Annotated in this window: 9 protein-coding genes; 7 read left to right on the forward strand and 2 right to left on the reverse strand. The window is 34.6% G+C overall.

Annotated elements, in window-relative coordinates; all coding sequences use genetic code 11:
• Positions 1 to 10: 10 nt before the first annotated feature.
• Positions 11 to 2,059, forward strand: coding sequence for a M16 family metallopeptidase (locus BHE19_RS02735; protein ID WP_207544103.1), 2,049 nt, complete (start codon positions 11 to 13; stop codon positions 2,057 to 2,059).
• Positions 2,060 to 2,323: 264 nt separating this feature from the next.
• Here the strand turns inward: BHE19_RS02735 and BHE19_RS02740 are convergent, their stop codons facing one another.
• Both BHE19_RS02740 and BHE19_RS02745 read right to left on the reverse strand, forming a co-directional pair.
• Positions 2,324 to 2,557 (reverse strand): hypothetical protein, encoded by a 234-nt coding sequence (locus BHE19_RS02740; protein ID WP_017497245.1) that lies wholly within the window; start codon positions 2,555 to 2,557, stop codon positions 2,324 to 2,326.
• 398 nt (positions 2,558 to 2,955) lie between these two features.
• Complete coding sequence (locus BHE19_RS02745; protein ID WP_070905845.1) at positions 2,956 to 3,822, reverse strand: DMT family transporter; 867 nt, start codon at positions 3,820 to 3,822, stop codon at positions 2,956 to 2,958.
• 103 nt (positions 3,823 to 3,925) lie between these two features.
• Between BHE19_RS02745 and BHE19_RS02750 the strand changes: the two genes are divergently transcribed.
• From BHE19_RS02750 to BHE19_RS02775, 6 genes are all read left to right on the forward strand, one after another.
• Entirely contained in the window at positions 3,926 to 4,303 is a 378-nt protein-coding gene (locus BHE19_RS02750; RefSeq protein WP_070905846.1) for a heavy-metal-associated domain-containing protein, read from the forward strand.
• Positions 4,304 to 4,419: 116 nt separating this feature from the next.
• Positions 4,420 to 4,881, forward strand: a complete 462-nt coding sequence (locus tag BHE19_RS02755) for a VOC family protein (protein WP_070905847.1) — start codon at positions 4,420 to 4,422, stop codon at positions 4,879 to 4,881.
• A 393-nt stretch (positions 4,882 to 5,274) separates the two neighbouring features.
• Positions 5,275 to 5,514, forward strand: coding sequence for a hypothetical protein (locus tag BHE19_RS02760; protein ID WP_070905848.1), 240 nt, complete (start codon positions 5,275 to 5,277; stop codon positions 5,512 to 5,514).
• 305 nt (positions 5,515 to 5,819) lie between these two features.
• Complete coding sequence (locus BHE19_RS02765; RefSeq protein WP_083342453.1) at positions 5,820 to 6,353, forward strand: OmpH family outer membrane protein; 534 nt, start codon at positions 5,820 to 5,822, stop codon at positions 6,351 to 6,353.
• Between the two features lie 67 nt (positions 6,354 to 6,420).
• Complete coding sequence (locus BHE19_RS02770; RefSeq protein ID WP_233431351.1) at positions 6,421 to 6,942, forward strand: hypothetical protein; 522 nt, start codon at positions 6,421 to 6,423, stop codon at positions 6,940 to 6,942.
• A gap of 62 nt (positions 6,943 to 7,004) precedes the next feature.
• Positions 7,005 to 12,086 carry a hypothetical protein gene (locus tag BHE19_RS02775; RefSeq protein ID WP_070905851.1) on the forward strand — a complete coding sequence of 1,694 codons (5,082 nt, stop codon included), beginning with the start codon at positions 7,005 to 7,007 and terminating at the stop codon, positions 12,084 to 12,086.
• Positions 12,087 to 12,096: the final 10 nt, after the last annotated feature.

The raw sequence follows: 12,096 nt of genomic DNA on the forward strand, positions 1-12,096 counted from the left end.
TCATCGAATCATGAAAAAAATACATACATTTTTAATCCTTTTATTCCTAACTGGAATTATGCAAGCACAAGACCGTCCACAACCAAAACCAGGCAATTCTCCTGTAGTCAACATCAAAAAGCCGCAAACTTTTGTTTTGGCGAACGGGATGAAAGTTTTGGTGGTTGAAAATCATAAATTACCAAGAGTAAGCTTTACTCTAACCCTTGACAACGCTCCTTTTGCAGAAGGAAACAAAAAAGGAGTCGACGAATTAACAAGCGCCTTAATTGGTAACGGAACTAAAAAAATAACGAAAGAAGCTTTTAACGAAGAAATCGACTTTTACGGAGCAAATATTAATTTTTCTTCATCAGGAGCTTCCGGAAGTTCACTTTCCAAATATTCAGGACGTGTTCTGGAACTTTTAGCTGAAGGAGCTTTACAGCCAAACTTCACGCAATCAGAATTTGATAAAGAAAAAGCAAAATTAATCGAAGGACTTAAAGCCGACGAGAAAAGTGTTCCGGCAATTGCCAGCAGAGTTGTTGACGTTTTAGCGTTTGGAAAAAACCATCCATCCGGAGAATATCTTTCAGAAGCAACAGTAAAAAATGTGACTCTTGCTGATGTTCAGTCTAATTATGCGACCTATTTTGTTCCTGAAAATGCTTATTTGGTAATCATAGGTGATGTTAAATTTAAAGAAACTAAAGCTGCTGTAGAAAAACTTTTTAGCGGATGGAAAAAACAGGCTACGCCAAAAAACACCTATCCGGCTCCTGAAAATGCTGCTAAACTTCAAATTGATTTTGTTGACGTTCCAAATGCAGTTCAATCTGAAATTTCATTGGTGAATACGGTGAATTTGAGAATGAGCGATCCTGATTTCTTCCCTGCTGTGATTGCAAATCAAATTTTAGGTGGTGATTTTAACAGTTACCTGAACATGAATTTACGTGAAAAACACGGTTGGACGTATGGAGCAAGATCAAGTATCGACGGAGGAAAATATGTAACTAAATTCAAAGCTTCTTCTGCCGTTAGAAATACAGTTACGGATAGCGCAGTGGTAGAATTTGTAAAAGAAATCAAAAGAATCAGAACTGAAAAGGTTTCTGAAGATATTTTGAAAAATGTAAAAGCGGGATATATTGGACGTTTTGTAATGCAGGTTGAAAAACCACAAACTGTTGCACGATATGCTTTAAACATTGAAACAGAAAAACTTCCAGCCGATTTCTACGAAAAATACATTCAAACCATCAACAGTGTTACTGCCGATGATGTTTACCGTGTTGCCAACAAATATTTCATGCTTGACAATATGCGAATCGTAATTGCCGGAAAAGGATCTGATGTGCTAACAGGTTTAGAAAAACTTCAAATTCCGATTTTCTATTTCGATAAATACGGAAATCCTGTTGAAAAACCAGTAACTAAAAAAGAAGTTCCAGCCGGAACTACTGCTAAAACCGTTTTCGAAAACTACCTTAAAGCAATTGGTGGAGAAAAAGTAGTTGCTACCGTAAAAACACTTTCGATGACAGGATCTACTACTATTCCTCAAGCTCCTTCCCCATTGACTTTTACTTCTAAATTAGATTCAAAAGGAAAAATGATGGTATCTCTTGCGATGGGACCAATGAATTTAATGAAACAGGTTGTAAATGATAAAGGCGCTTATATCGAGCAACAAGGACAACGCAAAAACCTTGAAGGAAATGATCTTGCCGAAATGAAAGCCAGTGCTGCTCCGTTTGAAGAGCTTCAACTTGTAAAAAGAACCGACTTAAAAGTAGAAAGTATCGAACCAATAAACGGTAAAGATGCCTACGCTATCAAAGACGGTAAAACAACTTATTTCTATGACGTTGCATCAGGATTGAAACTTGCTGAAGCAAAAGTTCGTGAACAAGGCGGAAAATCAACGACGCAAATTACCAACTTCAACGATTATAAAGACGTAAAAGGAGTTAAAATTCCTTTCAATATCGTTCAGAATGTAGGTTTTGAGTTAGATATTAAAATGTCTGACATTAAGATTAACGAAGGAGTTTCTGAAGCAGATTTCTTGTAAGATACTGAGATACTAAGGTGCTGAGGCGCTAAGATTTTTTTGAGGCTTAGTCAGAGTTTAAAACTTTGACTAAGCCTTTTCTTTTTTTACCAAACAGAGCGAAGTCGAAGCTTTGTCAGACCAAACGAAGTCAAAGCTTTGTCCGGCTGAGCGAAGTCGAAGCCCCCCAGTTCCAATTGGTGCGCCCTTCGACTCCGCTCAGGGCGACAAAACAAAACAAAACAAAAGAAAGGCTGTCAATCACGACAGCCTTTCTCATTTTAATCATTCAGTTTCCAGATATGGATTTAAAATTTCTGCTAATTCATTCAACCAGTAGAAGCCGTTTTCAAGGCTTGTTTTGTCTGTCTCAAATGTTTCACATTCTCTCATCATACTTAAAGCAAGCAGATAATTTACTTTTCGAATGGTCTTTGCCATAAATTCAGGATCTACCGATTTGTTAAAGAAATCAATCAACTTCAATTCTGTTTCTTTCGAAAGGGTGTTTGTACTCATAATTTGACTTTTTAGGAATAAAAACCCGCATAGTTAAGGTGTCCTACGTTGTCAAAAACGTTGCGGTTGTTTCCAATGCCGCCACCATACCATACGGGCAATTTTTTTTGTGTTCATATATATTTGACTTTTTAGGACTACAAATATAGTCAAAACAAAAGAAAAATACTACAAATTATGTATCGTTATTTTTTAAAACCCTCAAAAACACATAACTACAACCTCATTAAATCAAACACAGTATGTCATAGAAATCGAAATGACAACTTCACGATAAATCAATGTCCGGCTGAGCGAAGTCGAAGCCCCGTTCCAATTGGCACCCTTCGACTTCGCTCAGGATGACATTTGCATAAAATCACATCTAACCTTTTACAAACAACATTTCACAGCCAAAGTTACTTCTTAGCCGATAAATATACTCCAATCAAAATTATAAAAGCACCAAAAAACTGAATTGGCGTAAGCATTTCGTTATCCAACAGTCCCCAGAAAAATGCCACAATCGGAATTAAATACGTTACCGAAGTTGCAAATACAGGTGATGAAATTTGGATTAATTTAAAGAACAAAACATTCGCGATTCCGGTTCCAAGAACCCCTAAAATCATGACAAACCAAATAGAATGCTGTGTAACTTCAAGGTTCATTCTTTGCGGAAAATCGGTCGTACTCAGAATAAGCAAAGCCGGAATAAGTAATACCGCAAAATTTCCGGTTGTGATGCTGAGCGAATTTAAATCGGATAAGTATTTTTTAATCAGATTGACATTTATGGCATAACTAAGCGTTGCGATAACCACCAGAATCACATAATAGTAATTTTGTCCCGGATGCGAAGATGCTCCGCTTAAAACCAGCAATAAACACCCCACCAGACCAATAAAAACGCCTAAAACCTGTCTTTTTTGAAATTGGATTCCGAAAATAAGTATCCCTAAAACCAATGTGTTTAAAGGGGTAAGCGAGTTCATAATGGCTACGATTGAACTGTCAACTTCAGTTTCGGCAATGGCAAAAAGAAAAGCCGGTATAAAAGTTCCGAAGAAAGACGTTATGGCGACAAATTTCCACTGACGGCGGGAGATCTTCTTCAAACTTCTGAACCCGACAATCAATAAAAATAAAGCTGCAAAAATAATCCGGAACGAACCTACCTGAACTGCTGTGAGTCCAACCAAACCTCTTTTGATGAGGATAAAAGAACTTCCCCAGATTAGTGAAAGCACCAATAAATAGGCCCACTTTAATTGTTTTGCATCCATAAAACATATTTTAGTGCAAATTTGTAATAATTTTACGAATTGACCTCTTCCTTTTTACTAATTTTGCAAAGAACATTTTTTCGCAAATTAAAATCTTAAAAATATGAAATTTACAAGAATCATAGCTTTGATTGCTATTGCAGGTTTAGTACTGGTAAGCTGCAAAAAAGAAGAAGATAAAAACCTGGCTAACATCAAAAATATAGAATCAGCTCCAAAAGAACACAAAGCAATTGCCGCTGAAAATGTACAGACTTCAAGTTTTAAAATCGAAGGAATGACTTGCGCAATGGGATGTGCCAAAACAATCGAAAAAGAATTATCGAATCTTGACGGTGTAGAAAAAGCAACGGTTGATTTTGAGAAAAAAACAGCTACTGTTGTATTTGACAAAACGGTTCAAAACCAGCAAAATTTAACCAAGACAGTTCAGGCAACCGGAGACGGAAAAACCTATAAAGTTTTAGATATTAAATCGTAATTTGACGATGTTTCAGTTCTAAAAAGACTGACAAAAAAATAAATCTTTAAACAGTAGTAAACTCAGGCTTGCTACTGTTTTTTTTATGAATCATTTCAATACAGCCTTAAAAAACAATGGAACTTAAATTTAGTCACATAGACATTTTAGTTAACGATCTGCAATCGGCATGCGACTATTATGTAAAAATCCTTGGAGCAGAGATCTCAAAAAAATTCACCTGGGAGAGAGATGAATTACACGTTGTATATGCCGTTGTAAGAATTGGCCAGGAACGGTTTATGCTGGTACAGCCTTTTTCAGGAAATCTAAAAAAATTATTGGATACAAAAGGCGAAGGCACGATTTATCGTCACTGCTATTCCACTCCTAACATCGAAGCTGCTTTTGACGAATTGGTAAATTCAGGTGTGCAGCCGGAGGACGAGAACGGAAATCCGCTGTCACGAGAAAGTCTTAACACTCCAAGTGGTGTTAGAATTATATGGCTTCCGAAACGTTTTGGAGAATTCTCGATTGAGATCCTTGAAGAAAAAGGGCTTCAACAATTTATGAATGAGGCTTTTTCTGCTTCCTGAGTTGTGGAAAATAAAATTCGGGATCCATATCGTGTAAATCTGCTTTTGCCCCTTCAGGGCAATACTTACCATTAATTTATTTCATAGCGCGTTGCGCCATGCTATTGCCAGGGCTCTTTCAGAGCGATAGCCTTCAATATTTACGCTTACTACTTGTCCCCTACAGATTCTTGGATTGATCCAAAATTTGATCTTTAAAAACCTAAAAAGATTTTCAAATAAAATGGCCTTTTAATTTATATTTGTTGAAGACTCATAAATTCAGAGGTGTTTGTAAGTCTATTTAATTTTCACCTATCACATTTGTATGTAAATGCACGAACAAAACTCTCGCACTAGCAGAAGTAAGTCTATTAAATAGACTAAAGGACAACCGAAAATAAATGAATAATAATGGATTTAATAGAAATAATTTCAGGAAGATGTTTAATTGAAATTTTAGGAGCCTGTGTAAGATTCACTTATTTAAATACAATAATTCTTTTTAAAAAAGACGATTTTATTACCTTCTCAGAAATATGGTCCCCAAAGGGAAATAAAAATAAAAAAGATGCCAATAGCGAAAGAAACCATATAATAGGGGTAATTTTTCTGGGAGGAATCATATTTCTTTTAGTAATCTTTACGACATGAAAAATGTAACCTACAGTTTTAAACCAAAAAAGAATCCAAATTGGATTCTTTTTTGGTTGTGATTTATAGTACTCTTCAAAAAAAACCGAAAGATTAAAAAAAAACATCGCAATGTGCTTTCCCGTAAAGAATTACGAATTAAATAAGCAATATTTGTTCTAAATTAATTAGGTAAAAACAAAGACACCAACCGTACAAACACCACACAATTAGATAATTACAAAAAATTAAAAAAATAACAATATATAACCTAATAAATTAATATTTGTTTAATTAGTTTTGTTAAAAATATCATAATAAATAAAATGAAAAAAATGCCTTTGTATGCTGCAGGTTTTGCAGTCCTTTTAAGTATTATCGCAATCTATTTTGCAAAATCTAGTTCAGAGTTAGTATATGTCGATGTTAATAAATTAATTACAGGTTACAGTAAGACCAAAATGGCTAAATCTGAATTTGATAAAAAAGCTTCTTTAATGAAAGCCAATGTAGACTCTCTTATCAGTAATTGGCAAAATGAATTAAAAACTTACGAAAAAGAAAGAGCCTCCTTATCTCCTAAAGAATTAAAACTGAAACAGGAGCTGCTATCTAATAAACAGCAACAAATTAATGGATACCAAGAAGCCATTCAAAAGAAAATTCAAGAAGAGGATAAAAAAGTCACACAGACTGTAATTAATGATATCAACGATTATATCAAAGAATACGGAAAAAAACATAATTACAAAATCATATTTGGCGCTAGCGGCGGAGGAAATATCATGTATGCTGACGAATCTACCGATCTAACGGAAGAAGTTTTAAAAGGTCTTAATGCGGAATATGATAAAAAATAAACTCTTACTATTTTTTTTATTACTAATTGTTTCCTCTTGCAACAAAAAATTTGATACGCAAGAGGAAATGAATAGTTATATACAAAATGAAGACAACGGCTATATCTATAAAAAAACTGTAGCCAATGTAGACTATGTTTTACAATACAGACCAACTGATTTATTAGTAAAACAAGAATTAGGAGACAAACCTAATCCTGCTCAGATAGAGAAATTCAGAAAACAATACAGCAAGTACATGTATTTCAATCTCTCTATGTCAAAAAACGATCAAGAATTATTAAATGGTGTCGCTCAAGACAAAACCAAATTCGGACAAATGGTCAATGAATTAGCTTTTGGAATGGAAGAAAAACTGCATGTGTATACTCCAACAAAAGACACCCTAGCCTTAGCCGACTTCATTTACCCAAGAATGTATGGCATGAGCAATTCTACTTCAATCATGATTGTATATCCTCGTGATGAAAAATACTTAAATCAAGACTACCTAAATTTTGTAATAGAAGATTTAGGCCTTGAAACCGGAGATGTTAAATTCAAACTTAATACCAAAGCCTTAATAAACGAACCTCAATTAGTTTTTTAATTGTTTTATCTGTAAAACTGTCTCAAATATTCCTTCAAAATAATAACTGACCATTTGATATTATGAACAAATTAACCAGAAACTTTATTCCTTTATTTTTATTACTATTTTTTATTAGCGGTTTAACCACAAATTCAAGTCTCTACGCTCAAGGACCTAATGCCCCTGAAGCATCTGGTTTTGAACCTGTCGATGCTACCGATATGGTAAGTCTACTCACTGGAGATATGACTTATGTAGTTCCGCTGCTTAACGTACCATCGCCGGAAGGAGGATATCCTATAGCATTATCTTATCACGCTGGTATTGCTGTGGATCAGGAAGCTTCATGGGTAGGGTTAGGATGGGTCTTAAACCCAGGAACAATTAATAGAAATGTTAATGGATATCCTGACGATTGGAAAGATGGTCTGGTAAGGGAATTTGCTTATGATGAAGGAGGGAGCGCATATTCATCAGCCATTTCTATTGGGTATGGAGTTCCGGGAGAATGGTCAGTTGGTGTTGGGGTATCATGGGGATCGAACAGATCGTTAGGAGGTAGTGTAAGCGCGAGTGTCGGAGGAATATATGGAAGTGTTGGTACTGATGGTGTTTCAGTAGGGGTTGGTTTGAACGATAATCTTGGAGTTAGTGCATCAGTAGGATATAGTGGATCTTTTGGTATAGGAGCTGATATTGGAATGGGTGAAGATTCTTATCTAAATTTAGGGATTGGCTATGGCCCGGGAGGAGTCAACGGTAATATTGGTTTATCGGAAAAAGGTAGAGGAAAAGATGGAAAATTAATTAAAGGAGTTTCAAGTGGAGTAGGGATTAGTTTGTCTTCTAGCGGAATGAGTGTAAATAGTCGTATACAAGGTTTTGGAACGAGTGCATCGGTGGCTTTTAATAGTTCGACAAAAGCGTCAGACTATAACGTATTACATGAGAATACTAGTTTCACTCTAACAACTCCTTTTGGATATTTTTCTTATGGTAAAAATACTATTAGATGGAGTTTATTAAATATTACCGATTTCACAATGGATGGTTCAATCTACGCTTATGACCCTAGTGGAGAAATAAGTACCGATTTTAATTATGAAAATGGAGATGTTAAAGTTTCATACGAAGCCCATAATGACACATTTGAAGTAGATACAGAGAGTAGCTTTGAACAAAGTTCAAAAGATATTTATATTAAAAGTAACAATGGTGTTTTTTCTAATTTAGATAATTATAATGTTACAGCACAGGGAATAGGAGGTTCAATAGCACCACAATTCTTAAATAATGTCAGGATGGTACCTTTCGGAGTAACAGCTAAAGGGGATAATTTTTCTGGCTTGGCTGTTGGATATGCTTATGGTAGTCAAACACATAATTTACCAAATAGTTTTAAAAAAATTAAGCCTATTCAATTTAATTTTTGCAATAGTTTTAATTCTTATTTAAATGTAATACCCTTTGATATGTCATATATACAAGGGCAAGGATTAAATTTCACGTATTCTTCTCCACCTGCTCCTTTGGCAAATGATTATTCTTATAGTCAAGATCAGTCTTTAATTTATCATCGTAGTTCTTATAAAGAAGCTGAAAATAGAAAACGTAATGGTCAGTACATAGAATATTTTACCGTTGGTGAAATCAATTCAGGAGTTGCAGCAAGCAAAGGATTTTTAGATTCAGAAAATAACTTCCAAAGAGATCAGACATCTTGTGGATACGATAGTGGTGATGCTTTTATAAAAAGGAATTTTGATTCTGGTATTGGAGGTTTTAAAATAACTTCTACAGATGGAAAAACTTATCACTACTCTATAGCAGTATATCAAGCCGAACAAATTCGAAGATTATACGGCATTGTAGATAATAAAACAGAAAATCAAGCCCATATGGATCGAATGCATGTTACTCCTTATGCCACTCATTGGCTATTGACAGCTATTACAGGACCTGATTATATTAAAAATGATGTGAACCGAAAATATCCGGACGAAGGAGATTATGGATATTGGGTTCGTTTTGATTATGGCAAATGGTCTGATGGTTATATTTGGAAAACACCGATTAAATCTGTCAATATTTTTAATAAAGTGAAAGAATATAACTGGGGAAGAAAACAAGTTTATTATCTGGATAAAATTAAGACACGCTCCCACACAGCCTTTTTCATAAAAAACCTTCGAGAAGACAATAAAAGTAGTGCGATGATCTATAAAAACATGTATCACTACCGCACATCTTCAACCAATTATATGAATATCCCTTCAAACCCACTTCTTAAACTAGAAAAAATAATACTATTAAAAAATGAAGATGCTAATTCAATTAATAAAAATAGAGGCATCCCTTTAACAAACGTTCAAAATTATAATTATTACTTATCTGGACAGTATTCACGAACTTGGAGCCCGACAAGTTTTTACCTAAGGAAGTACAGTGTTAATAATAGTGGCAATGTATTTGATACTAATGATTTTGCAGGACTAAACATTGAAGGTAAAGCACTTAAAATCATTACTTTTAATCATGACTACAATTTAGCTAAGGGAGCAACAAATTCTTCGATTGGCAAATTAACATTGAATAGCGTGAATTTTAAAGGCAAGCAGGGTATCGGGGTAATACCACCTATTAAGTTCAATTATGCATATAATTATAATTTTGATTTGGCTAGAAAAAATGATTTTGGCTATTATGAGAATGTGCCGCAGGCCTGGAGCTTAGACAAGATTACCACACCTACTGGCGGCAATATTAATATCATTTATGAACCAGACTCATATGACAAAGTAGCCATTAAAAACGGAAGGGTATTTACGAGCAAACTAAAGTTCACATTTCTTACAGAACCACCTCATGGCTCTGGAGATGATGAAGGTTCGATGAAAAATGCTCCAAAAGGAATCACTAGAATAAAAATAGAAATAGACTATCAGGACCCAACTACTTCAGGATTACGATTAGCTGATTATTTTGATCCTTCAAAACCTTTCTTTATGGATATGTGGTATTCGGCAATGTACAATAATCGCGGTGCCGGTTATGACAGATCATCCGTAAATATTGACAAAGCAAATGCGACAATAGTAGAGTTAAATACATCTCTTAATTATATGATTATCGATGTTATGGCTTCAAGTCCTGCCTTCAGAGACACATTTCAACATTCGGCAGAACCTGTTTCAGCACTGAACGCAGGAAATCAATACTCAGGAGTTGAAAATGCAAATTTACCCCGATTTGAACTGGCATGGAATGGTAGTTCAGGAGGTCGACAATATTCGATGAGACACACGATTATTGGCAATAAAATTAATCCTAACAATAATAGCGGTATTAGAGTTAAACAAATTACTGTTGATGACAATACTGGGAAAACATACAACACATATTACAATTACAATAATCCTTTTACCGGAAAAACATCAGGTATAATCCCTTACTATCCTGAGCCTAATTATGCAGTAAATCAACAAGCACCATATATTTCATTGCTACCTGGGCCTGTTGTAACCTATGCCTATGTAACGGAATCCAGCAATGAGATCAAAAAGCAATATAAGTTTAAGGTACTAGAAGAAATTGTTCAGACTAATAATTTAATCTCGTTTGGCGATCTTTTACAGATTAATACTTCTGAACAAAATCCACTAAGTAATGTTTTTTTAAAAAATGTAACTGTGAAAAATAATATGCAAGCTTTGGGGCGAATCGAAGAGATAAAAGTCTTGAATACAAAAGATCAAATCGTTCAACAAACAAAAAATAACTATAAAACTGTTACTGATTATTTTTCATTAGGACAATATCAACAGTCATACTATGCTGTTAAACATATTTCCACATGGGGTAATAATGCATACGAACAAAATTTCTATAACGTAAGTTCAATGATTGACGTCAATACTAATTTACAAAGTATCACTACTAACCAAAACGGATATACTAATACCACCTACTTTGATCAGTACGACCCTATAACAGGACAGGCTACAGAAACAAGAATAGTGTCTAGTGATGGTAAGTCATACAAAACAAAAATTATCCCAGCTTATTTAAAATATCCTGAAATGGGCTCAAAAGTTGACAACCTTGCTAATAAAAACATGTTATCACAGACAGCAGTTAATTATTCTTACATCAATGACGGTGGAACCTGGAAAGAAACTGGTGTAGGGATCACAACCTGGAGTAATATCTGGTCTTACCAAGATATTGCAGGAACCTCCGTAAATGTTCTAGCCTCCGCGCCTGTTGACCAAAAAATTTGGAGAATACATAAAACTTATGTTTGGAACGGTATCAAAGATGTGAATGGCATTTTCACCAATTACAACTCTACTACAGGAAGCAAAGATGATAACTTTGACTGGGCTATAGGAGTAGGCCAGCCTTCACAATGGAAACAAATTTCAGAAATAACCCTTTACAATCATTTTTCTTCTCCATTAGAAATGAAAGACATAAATGGTAATTACGCTTCAACCAAAATGGGCGATAACGATACAAAAGTTACAATTGTTGGGAATGCAGGATATAATGAAATGTTTTTCTCTGGAGCAGAAAACAATCCTTCTGCAAATTTCCCAACTTATCTTGAACCTGAAATAACAATAACGAATGCATCAAGAAATTCTGTTTATTTCCATACAGGAAAGCAATCTGTGGCTGCAACATCAAGCTCTCTATTTGGAACAGCTATGAAAAATGGACAACATAGACCTGGTAAATACAAAATATCTGTATGGGTAGAGAAAACTAATGCTTCAAAAGCTAGAATTAACAATAATGGGGTAATTGTTGATTTCACAGAAACTTACAATGCTGGAAATTGGGTACTAAAATCAGGCTATGTAACTGTTCCAACTAGTGCTTATTCAATAAATGTAACATCACTAGATACATCAACTGTGTATTTTGATGACCTAATGATTCGTCCTATATATTCTTCTACTACCGGTTATGTGTATAATGAGTGGGATGAACTTACTTATATTATTGGAAACAATGGTCTAGCCACAAAATTTGAATATGATGCAGGAGGAAGATTGATCAAAACATCAACAGAAGTAATAGATGATTTAGCAAATGGGGTAACCGGAGGCTTTAAAGCTGTAAAAACCAATGTGTATAATAACAAATATTTAAACTAATACAATAAAT

The sequence above is a fragment of the Flavobacterium tructae genome (genome assembly GCF_001853485.1).
In the GTDB taxonomy this organism is placed as follows: domain Bacteria; phylum Bacteroidota; class Bacteroidia; order Flavobacteriales; family Flavobacteriaceae; genus Flavobacterium; species Flavobacterium tructae.

What these genes read in the sequence shown, in the direction of transcription:
- BHE19_RS02735 (WP_207544103.1), top strand. Translation starts at nt 11, where the DNA reads ATGAAAAAAATACATACATTTTTAATCCTTTTATTCCTAACTGGAATT.
- BHE19_RS02740 (WP_017497245.1), bottom strand. Translation starts at nt 2,557, where the DNA reads ATGAGTACAAACACCCTTTCGAAAGAAACAGAATTGAAGTTGATTGAT.
- BHE19_RS02745 (WP_070905845.1), bottom strand. Translation starts at nt 3,822, where the DNA reads ATGGATGCAAAACAATTAAAGTGGGCCTATTTATTGGTGCTTTCACTA.
- BHE19_RS02750 (WP_070905846.1), top strand. Translation starts at nt 3,926, where the DNA reads ATGAAATTTACAAGAATCATAGCTTTGATTGCTATTGCAGGTTTAGTA.
- BHE19_RS02755 (WP_070905847.1), top strand. Translation starts at nt 4,420, where the DNA reads ATGGAACTTAAATTTAGTCACATAGACATTTTAGTTAACGATCTGCAA.
- BHE19_RS02760 (WP_070905848.1), top strand. Translation starts at nt 5,275, where the DNA reads ATGGATTTAATAGAAATAATTTCAGGAAGATGTTTAATTGAAATTTTA.
- BHE19_RS02765 (WP_083342453.1), top strand. Translation starts at nt 5,820, where the DNA reads ATGAAAAAAATGCCTTTGTATGCTGCAGGTTTTGCAGTCCTTTTAAGT.
- BHE19_RS02770 (WP_233431351.1), top strand. Translation starts at nt 6,421, where the DNA reads ATGAATAGTTATATACAAAATGAAGACAACGGCTATATCTATAAAAAA.
- BHE19_RS02775 (WP_070905851.1), top strand. Translation starts at nt 7,005, where the DNA reads ATGAACAAATTAACCAGAAACTTTATTCCTTTATTTTTATTACTATTT.